This window comes from Microbispora bryophytorum (genome assembly GCF_043197435.1).
Taxonomy (GTDB): Bacteria; Actinomycetota; Actinomycetes; order Streptosporangiales; family Streptosporangiaceae; genus Microbispora; species Microbispora bryophytorum.
Map to the genome: position 1 here is coordinate 1 of NZ_JBICTF010000002.1, position 18,355 is coordinate 18,355.

Annotated in this window: 21 protein-coding genes; 9 read left to right on the forward strand and 12 right to left on the reverse strand. The window is 71.0% G+C overall.

What is annotated here, in order from left to right; genetic code table 11:
• Positions 1–335: beta-xylosidase family glycoside hydrolase (locus tag ACGFIB_RS04750; protein WP_393368466.1), on the forward strand; the 335-nt coding region annotated here is incomplete at its 5' end.
• 23 nt (positions 336–358) lie between these two features.
• On the opposite strand, the gene ACGFIB_RS04755 is transcribed toward ACGFIB_RS04750, so the two are convergent.
• The 4 genes from ACGFIB_RS04755 to ACGFIB_RS04770 all read right to left on the reverse strand — a co-directional run bounded on the left by ACGFIB_RS04755 (position 359) and on the right by ACGFIB_RS04770 (position 3,396).
• On the reverse strand, positions 359–949 hold the full coding sequence (locus ACGFIB_RS04755) for a dihydrofolate reductase family protein (RefSeq protein WP_142567348.1): 591 nt from the start codon (positions 947–949) through the stop codon (positions 359–361).
• Positions 950–1,054: 105 nt separating this feature from the next.
• Positions 1,055–1,819, reverse strand: a complete 765-nt coding sequence (locus tag ACGFIB_RS04760) for an NAD(P)H-binding protein (RefSeq protein ID WP_393368469.1) — start codon at positions 1,817–1,819, stop codon at positions 1,055–1,057.
• A complete protein-coding gene (locus tag ACGFIB_RS04765; RefSeq protein WP_393369994.1) occupies positions 1,816–2,904 on the reverse strand; it encodes a patatin-like phospholipase family protein in 1,089 nt (362 codons plus the stop codon). The genes ACGFIB_RS04760 and ACGFIB_RS04765 overlap by 4 nt, the downstream gene beginning before the upstream one ends.
• Before the next feature lie 90 nt (positions 2,905–2,994).
• Entirely contained in the window at positions 2,995–3,396 is a 402-nt protein-coding gene (locus tag ACGFIB_RS04770) for a VOC family protein (RefSeq protein ID WP_357253144.1), read from the reverse strand.
• A 223-nt stretch (positions 3,397–3,619) separates the two neighbouring features.
• Between ACGFIB_RS04770 and ACGFIB_RS04775 the strand changes: the two genes are divergently transcribed.
• Positions 3,620–4,276 (forward strand): hypothetical protein, encoded by a 657-nt coding sequence (locus ACGFIB_RS04775; protein WP_142567349.1) that lies wholly within the window; start codon positions 3,620–3,622, stop codon positions 4,274–4,276.
• Positions 4,277–4,334: 58 nt separating this feature from the next.
• On the opposite strand, the gene ACGFIB_RS04780 is transcribed toward ACGFIB_RS04775, so the two are convergent.
• From ACGFIB_RS04780 to ACGFIB_RS04805, 6 genes are all read right to left on the reverse strand, one after another.
• Complete coding sequence (locus ACGFIB_RS04780; protein ID WP_393368472.1) at positions 4,335–4,844, reverse strand: hypothetical protein; 510 nt, start codon at positions 4,842–4,844, stop codon at positions 4,335–4,337.
• 242 nt (positions 4,845–5,086) lie between these two features.
• The gene (locus ACGFIB_RS04785; RefSeq protein ID WP_393368474.1) at positions 5,087–7,384 is read right to left on the reverse strand and encodes an HNH endonuclease signature motif containing protein; all 2,298 of its coding nucleotides are present in this window, start codon (positions 7,382–7,384) and stop codon (positions 5,087–5,089) included.
• A gap of 464 nt (positions 7,385–7,848) precedes the next feature.
• A complete protein-coding gene (locus ACGFIB_RS04790) occupies positions 7,849–8,502 on the reverse strand; it encodes a hypothetical protein (protein WP_393368476.1) in 654 nt (217 codons plus the stop codon).
• Between the two features lie 91 nt (positions 8,503–8,593).
• Complete coding sequence (locus ACGFIB_RS04795) at positions 8,594–9,703, reverse strand: AI-2E family transporter (protein ID WP_393368478.1); 1,110 nt, start codon at positions 9,701–9,703, stop codon at positions 8,594–8,596.
• Positions 9,704–9,933: 230 nt separating this feature from the next.
• Positions 9,934–11,271 carry an acyltransferase family protein gene (locus ACGFIB_RS04800; protein ID WP_393368480.1) on the reverse strand — a complete coding sequence of 446 codons (1,338 nt, stop codon included), beginning with the start codon at positions 11,269–11,271 and terminating at the stop codon, positions 9,934–9,936.
• Positions 11,272–11,703 carry a CBS domain-containing protein gene (locus ACGFIB_RS04805; protein WP_142567354.1) on the reverse strand — a complete coding sequence of 144 codons (432 nt, stop codon included), beginning with the start codon at positions 11,701–11,703 and terminating at the stop codon, positions 11,272–11,274.
• A 167-nt stretch (positions 11,704–11,870) separates the two neighbouring features.
• Between ACGFIB_RS04805 and ACGFIB_RS04810 the strand changes: the two genes are divergently transcribed.
• A complete protein-coding gene (locus tag ACGFIB_RS04810; protein WP_191054771.1) occupies positions 11,871–12,083 on the forward strand; it encodes a DUF1918 domain-containing protein in 213 nt (70 codons plus the stop codon).
• Here ACGFIB_RS04810 and ACGFIB_RS04815 read toward each other — a convergent pair.
• Positions 12,053–12,724, reverse strand: a complete 672-nt coding sequence (locus ACGFIB_RS04815; RefSeq protein ID WP_357252813.1) for a phosphoribosyltransferase — start codon at positions 12,722–12,724, stop codon at positions 12,053–12,055. The genes ACGFIB_RS04810 and ACGFIB_RS04815 overlap by 31 nt on opposite strands.
• A 124-nt stretch (positions 12,725–12,848) precedes the next feature.
• Between ACGFIB_RS04815 and ACGFIB_RS04820 the strand changes: the two genes are divergently transcribed.
• From ACGFIB_RS04820 to ACGFIB_RS04845, 6 genes are all read left to right on the forward strand, one after another.
• Positions 12,849–13,883, forward strand: coding sequence for a LacI family DNA-binding transcriptional regulator (locus ACGFIB_RS04820; protein WP_142567356.1), 1,035 nt, complete (start codon positions 12,849–12,851; stop codon positions 13,881–13,883).
• 82 nt (positions 13,884–13,965) lie between these two features.
• Positions 13,966–15,114: a sensor histidine kinase gene (locus ACGFIB_RS04825; RefSeq protein WP_393368483.1), complete on the forward strand. Its 1,149-nt coding sequence runs from the start codon at positions 13,966–13,968 to the stop codon at positions 15,112–15,114.
• On the forward strand, positions 15,111–15,785 hold the full coding sequence (locus ACGFIB_RS04830; protein ID WP_393368485.1) for a response regulator: 675 nt from the start codon (positions 15,111–15,113) through the stop codon (positions 15,783–15,785). The genes ACGFIB_RS04825 and ACGFIB_RS04830 overlap by 4 nt, the downstream gene beginning before the upstream one ends.
• A gap of 76 nt (positions 15,786–15,861) precedes the next feature.
• Positions 15,862–16,134: a GlsB/YeaQ/YmgE family stress response membrane protein gene (locus ACGFIB_RS04835; RefSeq protein ID WP_357252802.1), complete on the forward strand. Its 273-nt coding sequence runs from the start codon at positions 15,862–15,864 to the stop codon at positions 16,132–16,134.
• 253 nt (positions 16,135–16,387) lie between these two features.
• The gene (locus tag ACGFIB_RS04840; RefSeq protein ID WP_393368488.1) at positions 16,388–17,665 is read left to right on the forward strand and encodes a hypothetical protein; all 1,278 of its coding nucleotides are present in this window, start codon (positions 16,388–16,390) and stop codon (positions 17,663–17,665) included.
• 16 nt (positions 17,666–17,681) lie between these two features.
• Complete coding sequence (locus ACGFIB_RS04845; protein ID WP_357266943.1) at positions 17,682–18,035, forward strand: hydrogenase maturation nickel metallochaperone HypA; 354 nt, start codon at positions 17,682–17,684, stop codon at positions 18,033–18,035.
• A 1-nt stretch (position 18,036) separates the two neighbouring features.
• Here ACGFIB_RS04845 and ACGFIB_RS04850 read toward each other — a convergent pair whose 3' ends face one another.
• Complete coding sequence (locus ACGFIB_RS04850) at positions 18,037–18,354, reverse strand: STAS domain-containing protein (RefSeq protein ID WP_167748056.1); 318 nt, start codon at positions 18,352–18,354, stop codon at positions 18,037–18,039.
• Position 18,355 lies beyond the last annotated feature (1 nt).

Sequence of the window (18,355 nt, forward strand, 5' to 3'; positions counted from 1 at the left end):
GTGACAACGGCCAGACCCGCCTGGTCGCGACCAACAACCTGACCATGAACGGCAGCTGGCAGACCACCAGCACAGGCACCGAGGTGGCCTCCACCGCCGTCTCCGGCGGGCGGATCTGGCTACGGGTCAACGCCGACATCCGCCCCGGCAGCGGCCGCCAGGCCCGCTTCTCCTACAGCACCGACGGAGTGAACTTCACCTCCTTCGGACCGGCCTTCACCATGGGCAACGCCTGGCAGTTCTTCATGGGCTACCGCTTCGCCATCTTCAACTACGCCACCCAGTCCCTGGGCGGCGCGGTCACCGTCAACCGCTTCGACCTCACCACCCCCTGAGACGAAAGGACCAGGAAGACTCGCTACTCGACGGCCCGGCGGTAGGTGCACACCTGCACGCCGGTGCCGCCGGTGGTCGCGGAGACGAGTTCGAGCCTGTGCCGCAGGCCGTCGCTCGGGAAGATCGTCTTTCCGCCGCCGAGGATCACCGGCATGACGATCAGCCGGAGCTCGTCGACCAGGCCCTCGTGCAGGAGGGTGCGCACGAGGCTCGGGCTCCCCATGACGACCAGGTCGCCGTCGCCCGCGTCCCGCAGCTCGCGGAGGCGGGCGACGGCCGCGTCGCCGGGGATTCGCGTGGTGTTCCAGGTCAGCTCGTCGTCGCTCAGCGTCTCGGACACCACGTATTTCGGCATCGCGTTCATCCGGTCGGCGAACGGGTCGCCGGCCCGCTCGGGCCATGCGGCGGCCATGTTCTGCCAGGTGCGGCGGCCGTAGAGCAGTCCCTCCGCCTTGCTCACCGTGTCGTAGAAGGCGCCGCCGACGATCTCCGGGTCGAAGAACGGATGCGTCCAGCCGCCGTGGGCGAAGCCGCCGTCGGTGTCCTCCTCGGGACCACCCGGTGCCTGCACGACGCCGTCCACGCTCATGAATTCGATGACCACGATGCGCATCGCGCTCTCCTCCGTATGTACCCGTCTGTGTCCACCGGTCTGGGTCCACCGGCTCCGTCGTGGTTCCCACGGTAGCTACCGACGAATTTAATTGTCAAGACACCTCTATTTGTCGGCTACCTCCAGGACGCGTGAGGCGACCGTCTCGGCGGGCCGGCCGAGCACCCGTTCGAGGTCGTCGGTCCGCTGCTCCAGCTTCCCCGCGCGGATCTGCGCGTTGATCCAGCTCATCGGGCCCGGCCCGGCGTCGGGCACCTCGCGGTAGGGCACGCCGAGCGCCTCGGCCACCTCGGGATAGCTCCACAGCGGCCCGGTGAAGTCGTACGCCCGGCCCAGATGCCCCTTACCGATCAGCACGTTGGCCGCCGCCTCGGCGAGATCCGACCGGAACGCCGTGTTCAGGCCGCGTCCACCGGTGCTGCTGGTGATCTCACCCTCGACGACCCGCGGGACGAACGCGTCGCTGTAGAAGGGGTGGCGCAGGAACGTGTACGGCAGGCCGCTGCGGAGTATGGCCTGCTCGGTGGCGTGATAGGCCTCCGTCATGCCGGTCGCGCCGGCGCCGGCCCCCAGGAAGCTGGTGAAGACGACCGCGCCGACGCCGGCCTCCTTGGCCGCGGTCACCGCGTTCAGGTGCTGCTCGATCCTGCGGGGGGTGTCGAGCTCAGGAGAGGAGATCAGGAGGAGACGGGCGGCCCCGTCGAACGCCTCGCGCAGGCTCGCCGGGTCGTCGTAGTCACCGCGGCGGGCCGGCACACCCTCCGGCGCGCGGCCGAGGTCGCGCACCGCGGCCACCACCTCCGTACGGGTGCGTAAGCGGTCGATGACGAGGCGGCCGAGCGCGCCGGAGGCGGCTGAGATCACGATCATGGGCCAAGTAGACTCCCGGCCGTTTCGGCCCTGCCACTGGTTTTCCGGCCACTGGTTCTCGCGGGGGGACGGTAGCGGGCGCGGTAGTCGTCCCAGTCCCAGGTGGCCAGGAAGGCCGCCGCGGCCGTCCGGCCGTTGCGGTAGAGGTGGTGCCTCTGCCCCTCGTCGAGGTCGAAGTCGACCATCCCCACGCCCTCGGTGTCGACCTGAATGGTGCGTGCCCTGACCCAGGGCTGGTCGAGGTACGTCTGGTCGTGGCCGACGATCGCGGTCCCGACCAGGGACGTCAGCAGCCGCAGGGCGGGCAGGTGGGGAGCCCCGACGAGCGGCAGCCTGAGCGTGTCCTCCCCGAACGCGGGGAGCAGTTTGACCCCGAACGTGGGCCAGCGCGGCTGCCGCCCGTCGGGCCGGTCGAGCGTGTCGATGGGGAAGTTGGACAGCACGCCGCCGTCCACCAGCGTCGACACCAGCCCGGTGCCGGGATTGGCGATCGTGACGGGCTCGAAGAAGAAGGGGATCGACATCGAGGCGCGGACCGCGTCGGCCACCCGCTGCCTGCCCGGCTCCGCCACGCCGTAGACGCTCCGGTAGTCCCACGGCAGGCGCACCAGCCGGCCCAGGGTGACGTCCGTGGCCGTCACCACCAGGCTGTAGCGCTGGTCCTCGCCCATCCAGGGCGCCGGGTCGTCGAGGGCCAGGTCGTCGAACGTCTCGACACCCAGGCCGGCCAGCTCGTTGCCCAGCCACTCCCGCAGGTGGTCGCCCTCGAACACGCCCCGTTCGAACAGCAGGGACAGCAGCGAGAACCCCCTGCCGACCAGCGGGACGCGCTCCGCGGCGGACGCGTCCCTGAACCTGCGGTAGTCGACGTCGAACAGGAGCTCGCGCATGCGCTCCGGCGGCATTCCGGCCGCGGCCAGCGCTCCCACCACCGCCCCCGCGGAGGTCCCGGCGACACGAGTGCCGGCGGCCCGTCCGAACCGGTATCCGGCGGTGTGCAGTTCGTGCAGCGCGCCGACCAGGCCCACGCCCTTGACGCCGCCGCCCTCCAGCACCAGATCGGCCCGCTTGTCCATCCCGGCCATCGGCACCAGCCCTTCTTCCGACCACCCTCACGTGGATCTACCGCGTTCGGACGGCTCGGGCCCCGGCGCCGCGCCGATACGACCGAACCCTCATTCCCCCTTGTCCTGGGGATACCAGCGCAGTTCGATGACGTTGCCGTCTGGGTCCTTCAGGTAAACCGAAGTGGCGACGCCGCGCGCCCCGAACCGGGGGCCGGGTCCGTCGATGACGGTGAGAGCGCCGGAGTCGACGACCTCCTGCCAGTCCAGCGGCTCGACGACCAGGCAGAAGTGGTCGACGTTCGGCTCGCCGCGGTCGCCGCGCAGCAGATCGATGATCGTGTCCGGAGACACCCGCACCGAGGGGAACGGCGCCTTTCCCGCCCGCCACTCGTCGACCCGCACCGGCTCAAGGCCGAGGACGTCGCAGTAGAACGTCAGCGACCGCTCGACGTCCTCCACGGTCAGCACCAGATGATCGAAGCCCTTGACGCGCATATTCGTTGTGCTCATGAGTCCAACGATGCTCGTCGCGACGGCCGGCACCAAGCCCCGATCACGCTCGCATACTCGAACGGGACGAGATCGAGATCTTCCCGACGTCGGCGGCCCCGCTGCACCGTCACCTTCTGCACCGTCACCTTTGCATCGTCATTTTCGGCATGGCCTCTTCTGTAACAGGTTGCGGTTGCGGTAGAAGATCACTCGTACTATTTCTCCTCCTTTCGAGGTACATGTGAGAAAGACCCTGCGAGCGACTGCGGCCCCCGTGTTCGCCGCCGCCTTCGTCCTGGCCGCCCTGTCCGCTCCCGCGAATGCCGACACCACCCCCGGCACGACCGAGAGCGACGCCGATATCGCCGCCGAGTGGCAGACCGCCTGGGACACCTACCACTTCACCGACACCACCCCGCCCGCGCCCGACTCGGGCCGGAGCCGGGTCACGAACAGCATCTCGGTCGACATCGACTCGCCGATGCCGCTGACCTTCTACAAGTACTCGGACTTCAACAACCACCTCGGTAAGAACCCGTTCCTGAAGCGGGTCGTCACGCACAAGGAGTGGCGCGAGGCCCCCGCGACCTACCGCAACCTCACGGCGATCGAGGAGATCCCGTACGAGGGCACGATCGTGGTCAGCAAGACCCACGCCCAGCAGCGCCTCCACCCGGACGGGTTCTACTACGAGACCGACAGTTGGTCGCAGCCCAACGTGGTAACGCACCAGAAGATCGACTTCTCGCCGCTGCCCGGCGGGAAGACCCGGGTCACGGAGAACCTCACCTTCGAAGCGGACTCTTCGCTGATCGACTTTGTCGCCGCGAACGGCACCGCCTCGCACCAGCAGTTGCAGGAGGCCCTCAAGGACGCGATCGAGAGCGGCGAGCTCTGATCCTCGGGCCAACATGGGAAAGGCGGGCGTCTTCCGTGCGGGAGACGCCCGTCTCCTGTCAGTGCCCGATGCCTTCGCCCCTGCTCTCGTTGGACTCCAGGGTCTGGTTGATCGAGCAGTTCTTGATCCCGCCTCTGCAGTTGCCGCTCAGGGAGTCGGTGAAGACGCTGACGCTCGACACCTGCTGGACGCCGGCGAAGTCGACGGCGCTGTTGCCCGCGGGGGCGTTCACGTTGCGCTTGCCCGTATTGAGCTGGTAGGGCGGGCTGCTGATCGTCGGCGCGTTGGCGGTGTTCACACCGGCCGTGCGCTGCGTACCACCGCCGCCGCCGTCACCCAACCCGCCACCGAAACCGGCGAGACGGGCGCCGCCGTGACCGTGGCCCTTGCCCTTCTTCCCTTTGCCTTTCTTGCCCTGGCCCTTCTTGCCCTGGCCGCCATGACCACCCTGTCCACTCTTGCCGCCGTGGCCATGCGGGCCGTGACCGGCGGCCGGGACCGGCGCGGCCAGCGCCTGCGGCACCACGGCGACGTTCGGCATCACGATGAGGAGCGCGGCGACGGCCATGCGCCGAGCGGACATGGACACGACGCGGGTTCTTTCTGCCCTGATGTCGCCCATCCGATCCACACCTGCCTTTGCATTGGCACACAAGCGACGCATCCGGCTCATACCCCTCACTTCGCCTCCCTTCTCCCGGGGTGTGATGTGCTGTGCGGTTGCTGATGCCTTCTTTGCGCTGAGCGCCCCGGGCGCCCAGGGCGCCGTGGGCACCGCGGTCAGCGCGTGTCCGTGTCGCCAGCGGCCCGCTAAATCCGTAGCCGGTTGATGTGGGTCGGCTGGTAGGTGAAGGCCCAGCGGTCGGTGCCGGTCTTGTGGCGGGTGTAGCGGTCGGGGTGCTGGTAGCGGTCACGGTTGTGGAACTGGCAGGCCGGGCCGAGGAGTTTCAGGTCGGTCAGGCCGCCGGTGCTCCAGTTGTCGGCGTGGTCGATCTGGCACATGGTGGCGGGCAGCGGGCAGCCGTCGATCCAGCAGGTGGCGTAGCGGGCGTAGACGGCCCGTCGCTGGGCGGGGGTGGCCAGGCGGACCTTGCGGCCCATGTCCAGCACCTGCCCCTCGGCATCCATCACCAACCGCACCAGAGCGCTTGTGCGGGCCAGGCGATGCACGCTGGCGAGGGGCAGCATCTGCCCGGTCGCCAGCAACAACCCCGGCGCGGTGCCCAGCAAAGCTCCCGGCACCGCCCCCAGCCCCGGCTCGCCCGGCGCTGTTCCCGAGGGCCTCCCCGGCGGCCTCCCCGGCGCCGCTCCCAGTGGCTTGCCCGGTGGTGTCCCCGGCCCAGGCTCGCTCGACGGTGTCCCGGGCTCTGGTTCCGATGGCCTCCCCGGCGGTGCCCCCGGCGGAGTCCTCGACCCCGGCTCGCCCGGCGGTGTCCCCGGCTCCGGTCTCGGCGCTCCCGGTACCGCGCTTCGCGCCGTCTCTGCTGCCGACTGCTCATGATGTATGTCGTTGCGGCCTTCGGGCGTGCCCTGCCCATGGCGGCAGTCCCCCGCAGGCTGATGCCCAGCGTGAGTGTGATGCGCAGCGGCGTCCTCAGGGGGAGGATCCGGCCATTCCGCCGCGCGAGAATGCGCCGCGCGGGGACGCGCCACATGTGGTGGCGCTACGTGTGGAGGTGCTACGTCTGGAGGTGCTACGTCTGGAGGTGCTGCGTCTGGAGGCGCGCTACCGCCATAGGCAGGCCGTGCTGCTGCGGGCTCGGGGTTTGTTTCAGCGTGGGCCGCCGCGTGGTCTCGGTCTGCGCCCCTGGGCGGTGCGGTGTCGTCGCCCTCGGCAGAGGCAGGGTCAAGGTCGGTGCTCCCGGCAGCGGCGTCCGCGGCTGCCCCGGCATCGGCATCGGCTGCTGCCCCGGCATCGGCCGCCGGACCGGCCGCTGTCTCGGCCTCGGTCTCGGCGGTGCCGGGGTCATGTGGCCGGTAGGGGGCCTCACCCCGAGCAGGCGCGGCAGCGTCTGTTATGCCCGTGTCGGCGGGGCCGGCGTCGCTGAGGTTGCCGGGGGCGTCGTCGGTGGGGATGGCGTCTTCGATGTCGTCGTCGCCCACGGGGCAGGGCCCGGCAACGCTACCCGGGTCGCCAAAGGCGTCGGTGTCCTCGCTGTCCCAGCCGTCCCCGGTACTGTCCGCACCCTGGGCGTGCTCGGCGTCCTGGGCGTCCTCGGCGCTGTCCGCACTCTGGGCGTGCTCGGCGTCCTCGGCGTCCTCGGCACGCTGCCCGTTCTCGGCGTCCTGGGCGTCCCGGCCGTCCCCGGCACTCTGGGCGGCTTCGGTGGTTTCGGGGTGGTCGGGGTCGGGGGCGGGGTGGTCGGGTTCGGGGTCGGTGGGCAGGGATTCGGCGTTGACCAGGACCAGAAGCTCAGCCACGATCTTCTGCTCCATCAACGCGATGAACGCATCCGCCTGGCGGACCCGCAGCGGCCGATCATCGCCCTCCGCACGCGGCTTGGCATAAGCATCCAACAGCGCCCGCAACCGCGCCGCCGCCTCACGCGGCAGATAGAACTCCCCCTCCAACCCGCCACCCGCAGTGGGGCGGACCCGCAGAAACCGCCGCCCGTAGTCGGCCCGCTCGTCCCGCTCCTCACCATCAGGGTCCAGCACCGCCCGCAGATACCGCCCCGCCTTGGCCACCTCCGCCGGCCCCGCCTTACCCGCCAACTCCAGCAAAATCGGCTCAGCCAGCCCCGCATGCTCATCACTCAACCGCGCGGTGGCCGTGCAGATCGCCTCCACCACCCCCGCCGACAACACCCCGGCGGCGAACTTCTCCCGCACCCTCGGCAGGCGCGCCAACTCCACCGCCAAGGTCAGCAGACGGCCCGCTCCCGCCACGCTCATCCCGGCGGCGGTGCGCAACCAACTGCGGGTGGAGGCATGCCCATGCTGTTTGGCCTGCCCCGCCCGATGCACCTGCCCCACCCGATCCGCCAACGCGCACGTGATCCGATCCCGCGCGAACAGCAAATCCTCGGCCTCGGCCACGCAGATGTCCGCATCGCCCGGCAACGCCGCCAACGCCAACGCCTGCGCCGACTCACGCAACGAACTCACGAGTACCCACGACGACCGGCCCCGAGCAGCACCAGTAGCAGCATCGCGGGCACCGGCACCACAACCACCGGCACCACCGGTGCTCCCAGCGCCGGCACCGGCACCGGCACTGTCGGCGCTCGCGGCACCGGCCGCGTCGTCGTCGACGCCCTCACCGTCCCTGAGCCCGCTGTTGGTGCTGCTGGTGCTGCTGTCGGCCTTGGTGCGGCTCGCGTGCCGCGCCGGCTGGGGATCGGCGATCGGAAAGTGCTCACGAGCGGCCGAACCATCCGCGGACCACAACCGAGAACCGGAGGTCAACCGGTCCCACCAGCCAGCAGAGCCATTCGAACGATGGGAGTGCTCAGGATTGATATCGAACATATCCATCGTACCTTCCAACGAGATTCGAAATTCTGTTTCAATTTTCTCCCACCAACATCACTCAGAGCAACCTTGCGAGGCGATTTGTTGGAGCTACAGGCTTACGGAGCCGCGGACAGGAGATCGAGCAGAGTGTGCAACACCCGGGAGAGCCCGACCGCGACGAGAACGGGGATCACCAGGCTGAGACAGAGAGCCAGCACGCAGCCGCCACCTCCGCCCATCCGATTGCGCACCGGATTCTGTGGCTCCAGTCCGCGCCACAGCGGCCGGGGTTCGAGGAGAAGGAACAGCATCGCGCCCACCTCGCCCACGGTGAACAGCCAGAACCAGGCCCATCTGTTTCCCAGCCTGGGCCCGTCCGTACCGATCATGATGAGGAGCGCGACGATCCAGGCCCCGCCGACGAGCCAGGTCGCGCCATGGAACGGCAGGCGGAACGGCACGCGGAACGGCCAGTCCGGGAAGAGCCCTTGGCGCGGATGGGCGAGCGTGGCCTCCGGGCGGGGAACGGCGGTGTTCAGGTCGCGTAGGAGTGCGCCGGGGGTGTAGGCGCCGTTCGCAGAGCGATCGGCGTGATACCAGAACAGAGGGCCCGTCGACCACCGCAGATCCACCGGGGTGCCGTGGTAGATGACGTACGTGACCTGCCCGGTCCGGAGCGCGGTGTGGAAGTCGGCGAGGGTGCGCTCGCGCGGGGTCATGCTGAGCACGGTCACCAGAGCGCCCCACAGCAGCACGACGAGCAACGCCATGCGCCCCCATAACCCTGCGATTCGGTACGCAAGTCGCATGACGCGATCCTCTGTCAGCGGGTGCGTGACGGCACCCCTCTTCCTGAAACGGCTATAGCCGCTCCTGGCGGGGCAGCACCACCTCGCGGGCCAGGAGGAGCAGGGCCGCCGCCAGCGGAATGCCGAGCAGGGCGCCCACGATGCCGAGCAGCGCCCCGCCGAGCAGGGCTCCCACGATGGTCGCCACGGGCGGCACGTCGACCGACGACTTGAACACCTTCGGGGAGATCAAGTAGTTCTCGACCTGCTGGTAGACCACGAAGAAGACCACGCAGGCGATGCCGACCTGAACCGAGGAGAGGAAGCCCACCCCCGAGGCCACGACAGCGCCGATGACCGCGCCGACCAGGGGAATCAGGTCGGTGACCGCGACGAAGATGGCCAGCGCGAGCGCGTACGGCACCTTCAGCATGGCCAGGAACAGGAAGGTCACCACGCCGGCGATCAACGAGATGATCAGGTTGCCCGCGACGTAGCCGCCGATCTGGTTGATGATCTCGTCACCGAGCAGGCGGACCCGCGTACGGCGGGAGCGGGGCACGAACCGGTAGGCCGTCTCCTTCATGGAGTTGAGCGACCCGAGGAAGTAGAGCGTGAGCACGAGCACCGTGAAGCCGCTGAACAGCGCGCTGATCACTACGCTCGCCACACCGAGGAGCCCGCCGAACATCTGCGTGGCCAGCCCACCGCCCGCGACGTATTGCTGGATCTTGTCGAGGATCTGGTAGCGCTCGTCCACCGAGCGGATCATCGGGTGGTTCTGGAGCTGCTGCACGTAGTCGGGCAGTTCCCGGGCGAACCCGGTGGTCTGCTCGGTCAGCGGCGGCACGACCGCGAGCCCGAAGACCACGAAGCACGCGATGACCGACCCGAACACGATCGTGATCGCGAGACGGCGGGACAGGTTGCGCCGCTGCAGCGCCTCGACCGCGGGGTTCAGGCCGATGGCCAGGAACAGCGAGACCACGATCAGCACGATCGCCGAGCCGGCACCGGCGATCGCCTGCACGAGGAGCCATGCGGTGAGCACGCCCAGGGCGCCGGTCAGGCCGAACATGAACGGGTTGCTGCGCAGCGGACGTCCCGGCAGGCCGAACGGCCGGTCGGAGGCCGGCACACCGTCGGCGCCACGATCCATGGGATCGACGCCCGGTCGGCTCACGCCATCCGAAGATGGGCCGGGGGCCGGGGTCGCCTCCCCCTGGCCGGGGAGCGAGGGGAACACGCTGGAGATGCCGCTGCCTGGGGATAGACCGCTGTCGGACACGCCCCCACTGCTGCCCCATCAAGGTCACTTGACACGGACCTATCCGGACGAGTCGCCCTTTTGTTCCCAATTGGTGAGAGCCGCGACCTCCAGAAGGATCCCCTTCCGGTCCTGCGCCGGCGCTCTCACGGCCGGTGCGCCGATCGGGCGGCCCGCAGCAGCGCCGCGCCGGCGAAATAGACGGCGAAGTAGACGGCGAAGTGGACAGGGAGCATCGGCGCGGGCAGGCCCTGCGCGCCGGTGAGCGCCGCACCGAGCAGGCCCGCGACGACCAGGCCGGTCCCCGCCAGGGTCACGGCCACCGTCCTGGCCCCCGTTCCCGCCCCCGACCTCCCGGCCTCCGGCGCGGGGCAGGGGCCTCCGCGCCGCTCCACGAAGGCGAACAGGACGACGAGGACCGCGAGGGTCGCCGTCAGGAAGGCGAGCCACGGCACGCGCAGGAGCAGCCAGGCGGCCGACCCGGGAGACGGCTGCGGCAGCAGGCCGGTCATGTAGAGGGCGGGCACGGCGATCACGACCGCGGTCATGTGCCAGAGGAACACCGTCATGATCACGGAGTTGGCGGCGACGACGGCGGTCCACGGGCGCGTACGGCGCAGCATGCGCCCGCCGCGCTCGTGCAGGAGCAGGGCAATCCCCGTCTGCGTGACCGCCAGGGCGAGCAGCGCGAGCGTCGGCGGCGAGGTGTTCTGCAGGCGGCCGCCGGGATCGGTCACCATGCTCACCGGGTAGGGCCCCGGAACGGTGAGCAGCACGAGGGCCGCCAGGCCGCCCGCGATCATGGGCACGGCCACGCGAGGACTGGCGGGCAGGGCTCCCTCCCGCCAGGCGATGCCGAGCTGGTAGACCGCCGCCCAGGCCAGCAGGTAGTTGGCCGTGCCGAGCACGGCCGGGCCGCCGAGCAGCCGCGCCGCGTCGCCGAACGCCACCGCCACGGCCAGCGCGGCGGGCACCGCGAGGCCCGCCCTGCGGTGCAGCGCGAGCAGGATCGGGGTGAGCAGGACGACCGTGACGTACGCGATGAGGAACCACAACGGCAGGCAGGCGAGCCAGACTCCCATGCCCACGACGGCGGGGTCGACCCCCAGGAGGAGCGTGAGCAGGGCCGCGCCGCCCAGCGCGAGCAGGAACGCCGTCGTCGGGCGGATCAGGCGGTCGGTGCGGCACAGGAACCAGCCGATCGCGTCGCCGCCCCGCCGCCGGTAGGAGCCGAGCGACGCGGCTCCCGCGAAGCCGCCCACCAGGAAGAAGACCGGCATGACCTGGAACAGCCAGGTGAGCGGCCTGGCCCAGGAGACGAACGCGAGGATCGTGTCGCCGCCGACCCGCTCGCCGTACGTCACCACGACGGCCAGCCAGTGCCCGAGGACCACCAGCGCGATGGCGACGGCGCGCAGCAGGTCGATGTGACGGTCACGGCCGGGCGGCGTGCGCTCCGCCGTACGCCGCAGGGGCGTGAACATCTAGTCGCTCTGATGCTGCGGCTCGCTGATCTCCTTGACCACCGGCGTGAGCAGGTCGGCGGTGAGCTGGTGCATCTGGAGGAGCAGGTCGTCGATCGTCAGCATGCCGACCACGCCTCCCTCGGCGTCCACCGGGAGCCTGCGGAAGGAGTGGCGGCGGAACGTGTCGAAGGCCACCTCGACCTCGTCCTCCGCCTGGACCACCACCGGGTGCTCCGACATCACCTGGCCGACCGGTGTGTCGCCGGTCCTGTCCTGGGCGAGCACGCGTACGGCGAGGTCGCGGTCGGTCACGATGCCGGCGACGCCTCGCCCCTCCGACACCACGACGCAGCCGACGCCCGAGTAGTCCATGTGCCGCGCGACGTCCCGCACCGGCGTGATCGGCGGGACCACGACCACCGGCGTGGACATGACATCTTTGATCTTCACGGTCGGCTCTCCCCCTCGCACGGAAGCCCGCCCCACTTGTGACCTAATGCCCTATTTATCCGCCTAAGTTCGAATAAACATGGAGATGGAGGTGGTCCCATGGTCACGCGTTGCATCATCGAGGCCGGCGAACGGGCGAAGCCCTCCGGATTGCTCAGGCCGTAACCATGAAGGCGTCGGTCGGCGATCACCTGATCGTCGAGAGCATCCACCGGGGCAGGGCGGGCCGCATCGGGATCGTGGTCGCGCTCTACCACACCGACGGCTCGCCCCCCTACCTCGTGCGATGGCTCGACGAGGAGCGGGAGACGCCGTGCTTCTACCCCGGGCCCGACGCCCGGATCGAGCACTACTGGGAGCGGTCGCCCGAGAGCCCCTGACCACCGGCGAGCCGCAGACACTCGACCACGTCCTCGTCACTCGCCTGGGTGAAGTCGTCGTACCACGAGCCGATCGCGTAGAAGTGGTCGGGCGTGTCGAGGCAGACGACCTCGTCGGCGTCCCTGCGCAGGCTCGCGATCGTCTCGGGAGCGCCGACCGGTACCGCGAGCACCACCCTGGAGGCCCCGTGCGCGCGCGCCACCTGGCAGGCGGCCCGGGCCGTCCCGCCCGTCGCGATCCCGTCGTCCACCACGATCACCGTCCGGCCGGCCAGGTCCACCGGCTCGCGACCGGCCCGGAAGCGGCGGGCCCTGCGCTCCAGCTCGGCCCGCTCGCGGCGCTCCACCTCGGCCATCTCGCCGCGGGTGATGTTGGCGAGCCGTACGACGTCGGGGTTCACCACCCGCACCCCGCCCTCGCCGATGGCGCCGAAGCCCAGCTCCGGCTGGTACGGCACGCCGAGCTTGCGTACGACGATCACGTCCAGGGGGGCGCCGAGGGCCCTGGCCACCTGGAACGCCACCGGCACGCCCCCTCGGGGCAGCCCGAGGACGACCACGTCCTCCGTTCCCCGGAGTCCGCGCAACCGCTCGCCCAGGCGCAGGCCCGCGTCACGACGATCGACGAACACGGCGGTCACCCGCCTTCCACCTCTGTTTTCACCGTCTCCCCCCACCGCCGTCCGCGGTAGGGCCGAAGGGCCCGGGCGCCGACGGGCGGCCTGATCCAGCCGAAAGAGGGCGAAGGCCCATAGACTGTTCGCCGTGACCTCGACCGACCGGGCCCTCGATGGGGATCTTCCGCGTCAGAGGCTGACCGTGGCCGAGATCGCCCACCTGGCGGGGGTGTCCGCGCCGACCGTGTCGCGGGTGCTCAACGGGCATGCGGGAGTCGCCCTGACCACGCGGCAGCGGGTGGAGGCGGTGCTGCGGGAGCACGGATACCGGCGCCGCGACAGCGAGCCCGCCGCGATCATCGAGCTCGTCTTCCACGCTCTGGAGAGCCTGTGGGCACTGGAGATCATCCAGGGGGTCGAGCAGGTCGCCAGGGAGCATGAGCTGGCCGTGGTGCTGACCGAGATGCAGGGCCGGCTCACCCCGGGCAGGGCGTGGACCGAGCAGGTGCTCGCCCGCCGCCCCACCGGCGTCGTCGCGGTCTTCTCCGAGCTCACCGTGCAGCAGCAGTCGCAGCTCGCCACCCGCTCGATTCCCCTGGTCGTGCTCGACCCGACCGGCGAACCGCTGCATGAGACCCCGTCGGTCGGCGCCACCAACTGGAGCGGCGGGATGGCCGCGACCCGCCACCTGCTCGACCTCGGCCACCGCCGCATCGCGATGCTGAGCGGGCCGACGCAGTGGCCGTGCTGCCGGGCCCGACTCGACGGCTACCGCGCCGCGATGGACGCGGCGGACGTGCCCGTGGACCCCGATCTCGTGCGCGTCAGCACCCTGTACATGGAGGGCGGCCTGCGTGACGGCACCGAACTGCTGCGCCTGCCCGATCCCCCGACCGCCGTCTTCGCCGCCAACGACCTGCAGGCGCTCGGTGTGTACGAGGCCGCGAGGCGGGCCGGGCTGCGCATCCCCGAGGACCTGAGCGTCGTCGGGTTCGACGACCTGTCGTTCACCCAGTGGGCCGGGCCGCCCATGACGACCGTACGGCAGCCGCTCGTGCAGATGGGGGCCGCCGCCGCGCGGATGGTCGCGGCCCTCGCGGAGGGCGAGCCGCTCGAACAGCACCGGGTCGAGCTCGCGACCACCCTCGTCGTACGGGAGAGCACCGCACCGCCGCACCGGTAACCGCCACAGCAATAACCGGCCCAGCGATAACAGTACTTTTGGCCGGTTCTGTCCGGGCGACCGATCTCGTAGCCTCGCTGCTGTGCGGGTAAGGGGATGGGCGGCCGACGTCGGGCTCGGCGCCGTTTTCGCCGTGGTGCTGGTCTTCTGGGCTTCCCGGATCGCCGGCAGCTGGGGCGGCGGCTACTGGAGGTTCGACTTCGCCGCGGGCGCGGTGGTGTGCGTGATCGCCCTGGCGCGCCGGTTCGACCCGGCGCGGGCGGCCGCGGCCGGTCTGGCGGTCGCGGCGACCTCCGTCCTGGCCGCCAGGTTCGCCGATCTGCCCAGCGAGCCCGGACCCGGAATGGCCCTGGGCCTGGCGGTGCTGGTCGGCGCGGCGGTCAGGGCGCTGCCGGCCCTCACGGCCTGCGGCGTGGCGGCCGGCGGGCTGGCCGTGGCCGTCGGCAGCCTGCTGACGGCGCACACGCTCGCCGCCGCGATGCCCTTGGTCACCGCGATGAACGTCCTGGCCTGGGCCGTCGCCGTCGTGGCCGGGGTGTGCCCGCGGCTGCTCGACGCCCGAAGGCGGACCGTCGCCGACGAGGTGCGCCGCGCGGAACGGCTGCGGCTCGCCCGCGAGTTGCACGACGTCGTCGCCCACCACGTCACCGGCATCGTGGTGCAGGCCCAGGCCGCCCGCCTGATCGCACGGAAGAGCCCGGAGAAGGCGGGCGACGCCCTGGCCGAGATCGAGGCCGCCGGGTCCGGCGCACTGGCCGCGATGCGCCGCGTCGTCGGCCTGCTGCGCGACCCGGACGAGCCCGCCGCCCCCGCGCCCGGCGGGCTGGACGAGCTGGTCGGGCGCTTCGAGGCGGGCGGCCGTGCGGTGCGCCTGCGACTGCCGGGCGAGGAGGAGACGGCGACGTGGCCGCCCGAGGTGGCCGGCACGGTCTACCGGATCGTGCAGGAGTCGCTGACCAACGTCTCCCGCCATGCCCCACACGCCCGCTCGGTCACGGTCAGCGTGGAGCGGGACCGTGAGACGCTCACCGTCGAGGTCGCCGACGACTCTCCCCGAAGCCCCTCGCGGCACCACCAGCGCGGCGGGTACGGCCTGATCGGGATGCGCGAGCGGGTCGAGGCACTCGGCGGCACGCTGCGCGCCGGGGCGCGCCCCGGATCCGGCTGGTCGGTGCTCGCCACCCTGCCCGTGCCCCGGTCGCAGGCGCTGCCGGAGCGGGCACGCCGATGACGATCAGGGTGTTGGTGGCCGACGACCAGGCGATGGTCCGCGGCGGCCTGCGGCTGATCCTGGAGGACCAGCCCGACATCGAGGTGGTCGCCGAGGCGGCCGACGGCGCCGAGGCCGTGGAGGCGGCCCGGCGGCTGCGGCCCGACGTGAGCCTGGTGGACGTGCGCATGCCCCGGCTCGACGGCATCGAGGTCACCCGTGCCCTGGCCGGGCCGGGCGTCCCCGACCCGCTGCGGGTGGTCGTGGTCACCACGTTCGACCTGGACGAGTACGTCTACGGCGCGTTGCGGGCGGGCGCGACCGGCTTCGTGCTCAAGGACTGCGGCCCCGCCCTGCTCGTGGAGGCCGTACGGGCCGCCCACCAGGGTGACGCCCTGGTCTCCCCGTCGGTCACCCTGCGGCTGCTGCGCCATCTGACGGCTCAGCTGCCGGCTCAGCAGACGGCTCAGCTGACGGCCGCCGGCGGGGCGGACCATCCCCTCTCCAACCGGGAGGTGGAGGTCGTCCGGGCCGTCGCCCGGGGCCGTACGAACCAGGAGATCGCGGCCGAGCTGTTCATCTCGCTGAGCACGGTCAAGAGCCATGTGGCCGGCATCCAGGCCAAGCTCGGCCTGCGCAACCGGGTCGAGATCGCGGCCTGGGCCTGGGAGAACCGCATCACGCAACCCTAATCCTCCCTTTTTGTCGTGTTTTGTCCGGTTTTGCCTGGGCAGAAGGCAGGCAGCCGAACACAAGGAGGGTGGCAGCATGGCCGTCAGCGGCATCATCTCCGCCATAATCATCGGACTCATCATCGGCGCTCTCGGCCGGCTGGTCGTGCCGGGGCGTCAGGCCATCCCTATCTGGCTGACCGTGGTCATCGGTATCATCGCCGCCCTCATCGGCTCGGCGATCGCCCGTGGCCTGGGAGTCGCCACGACTCCCGGGATCGACTGGATCGAACTGGTCATCCAGGTGGTCCTCGCCGCCGCCGGTGTCGTGGCCGCGGTGGCGCTGTACCGCCGCAGAAGCGTCGGGTAGGTCCTGGCTCCTAGGTCCTGGCTCTGCCGATGGCCCCGGCGCGGACCGGGGCCATCGGCATGTCGTGGTCTGTCACAGTCTGTCGCGGTCTTTGCGAAATCACCGACATCTATTGATTCTCCCCGTCACGCCTCGGCGTACGGTCATTAACCAGGGGCTTTCCCCAAGCAGGCACGGTCCGTTGAAAGGGGCTGAACTTGGACGGTGATTCCGAGCCGCGCCGCAGGCCGTACGGGCCGCGGGAGCCGGGCCGGTGACCGCGCCGATGGAGGCGGCCCGCCGCGTCGCGGACGCCGTGCTGTACGAGAGCTATTTGCTCCGCCCCTACCGCGCCTCGGCCGCCAGGAACCGCATGCGCTGGCAGTTCGGTGTGCTCGTGCCGCCGAACTACCCCGGTGAGCCGTCCGGCAGCGTGACGGAGTGCCTGCTGGAGGCCCCCGGCGAGGCCCAGCTTGATTTGCGCCTGCGGTTCCTGCACGTCAGGAGCAGGACGGTCGAGCGGGAGGAGGACGACGGCTACTGGCCCGTGCCGAAGCTGACCGTCGGCGGACGCGACTACCTCAGCTTCGACGAGGCCACCGAGCGGGAGGCCCGCGCCGGGCTGAGCCTGGCACACGTGACGAGTGGGCCGCGCACGATCGAGGTCCGGGTGCCCGGCGACCGCGTCATCGAGAACATCCCCGGACCCGGCGCCGAGCGGACCGGCCGGGTCGTCTGCGAGCACCAGCGACTCGACGCGGAGATGCGGGTCTCCGCCGAACGGCTGCCCGGGCCGTACGGGCTGGTCCGCCTGCGCATCGAGGTGGACAACACGGCGCACTGGGAGCGGGCGGACGTGCCGCGCGAGGAGGCCGTGCGCCGCTCGCTGGTCGCCGCCCACCTGCTGATCGGGGTGAGCGGAGGGGCCTTCGTCTCGCTGCTCGACCCGCCGCTGTGGGCCGAGGCGGCGGCGCGGCAGTGCCGCAACAAGAACACCTGGCCGGTCCTGGTGGGCGAGCGCGGGCGCCGCGACGTCGTGCTGTCCTCCCCGATCATCCTGTACGACCACCCGTCCATCGACCCGGAGAGCCCGGGAGACCTGTTCGACTCGACCGAGATCGACGAGTTGCTCACGCTGCGCACGCTGACCCTGACCGAGGAGGAGCAGCGGGAAGCCCGGGTCACCGACCCGCGCGCCGCCGAGATCCTCGAACGGGCCGCCGATCTGCCGCCGGAGCTGCTCGAACGTCTCCACGGCGCCATCCATCGCCTGGAGGTCCCCACCAGGACGACTCCGGAGGACGACGCCGTGATCGTGGCCGGGGTGCGGATCGCCAGGGGGAGCCGGGTGCGGCTACGGCCCGGCCACCGCCGTACGGACGCGGACGACATGTTCCTGGCCGGGCGGACCGCCCGAGTCGAGGCGGTGTTCCTCGACGTGGACGGGGTGCGCCACCTGGCCGTGACGCCGGAGGACGATTCCGGCTCCGATCTCCAGCGTGAGCAGGGACGGTTCCTCTACTTCGCGCCGGACGAGGTGGAACCCGCATAAGAAGGAGGTGACCCCGATGCACGAGTTCGGGATCGCCGAGGCGGTGCTGGAAACCGTCGAGCGCCGGGCGGACGGCAGACGGGTGCGCCGGGCCCGGGTGCGGGCGGGCGCCCTGCTGCGCATCGCCCCCGCGGCCTTGGACCAGGCCTTCTGCCTGGCCGCCGCCGGGACGGTCGCCGAAGGGGCGACGCTCGACCTGGTCATCGAGCCCACCCGGCTCGTCTGCCGGGAGTGCGGGCATTCGGCGCTGTGCGCGAACCCGCTCACGATCTGCGGGCTGTGCGGGGGGATCGACGTCGACGCGGAGGGCGGGGACAGCCTCGTCCTCGAATCCATCCAGCTCGATCCCGGCACCGCTCCCGCCCGATGACTCAGCCGGGCAGGTCGAGCACGTCGTCGAGGGCGACGACCTCGATCAGATGACGCAGGTAGGGGGTGAGGGCGACGATCCGGAAGGCCGTCCCGCGCTCCTCCGCGTCGGTGTAGGCGTTCATCACGACGGCCATGCCCGATGAGTCGATGAACTTCAGCCCCGCCAAATCGAATTCGAGCACGTCGACGCCCGCCGCGAGCGTCCTGGCCACCTCGGCGGACGCGTCCCGAGCGGTGGTGTAGTCGAGCTCACCGGTCATCACCAGGCGTGCCGCGCCCGGCTCGGGAATGAGCGACTCGACCTGCAACGGGGGCATG

Coding starts and splice junctions, on each gene's coding strand:
- ACGFIB_RS04755 (WP_142567348.1), bottom strand. CDS start 949: ATGCGCATCGTGGTCATCGAATTCATGAGCGTGGACGGCGTCGTGCAG.
- ACGFIB_RS04760 (WP_393368469.1), bottom strand. CDS start 1,819: ATGATCGTGATCTCAGCCGCCTCCGGCGCGCTCGGCCGCCTCGTCATC.
- ACGFIB_RS04765 (WP_393369994.1), bottom strand. CDS start 2,904: ATGGCCGGGATGGACAAGCGGGCCGATCTGGTGCTGGAGGGCGGCGGC.
- ACGFIB_RS04770 (WP_357253144.1), bottom strand. CDS start 3,396: ATGAGCACAACGAATATGCGCGTCAAGGGCTTCGATCATCTGGTGCTG.
- ACGFIB_RS04780 (WP_393368472.1), bottom strand. CDS start 4,844: ATGGCCGTCGCCGCGCTCCTCATCGTGATGCCGAACGTCGCCGTGGTG.
- ACGFIB_RS04790 (WP_393368476.1), bottom strand. CDS start 8,502: ATGGCGTTGCTCGTCGTGCTGCTGTGGGGCGCTCTGGTGACCGTGCTC.
- ACGFIB_RS04800 (WP_393368480.1), bottom strand. CDS start 11,271: ATGTTCACGCCCCTGCGGCGTACGGCGGAGCGCACGCCGCCCGGCCGT.
- ACGFIB_RS04810 (WP_191054771.1), top strand. CDS start 11,871: ATGAAGGCGTCGGTCGGCGATCACCTGATCGTCGAGAGCATCCACCGG.
- ACGFIB_RS04830 (WP_393368485.1), top strand. CDS start 15,111: ATGACGATCAGGGTGTTGGTGGCCGACGACCAGGCGATGGTCCGCGGC.
- ACGFIB_RS04835 (WP_357252802.1), top strand. CDS start 15,862: ATGGCCGTCAGCGGCATCATCTCCGCCATAATCATCGGACTCATCATC.
- ACGFIB_RS04845 (WP_357266943.1), top strand. CDS start 17,682: ATGCACGAGTTCGGGATCGCCGAGGCGGTGCTGGAAACCGTCGAGCGC.
- ACGFIB_RS04850 (WP_167748056.1), bottom strand. CDS start 18,354: ATGCCCCCGTTGCAGGTCGAGTCGCTCATTCCCGAGCCGGGCGCGGCA.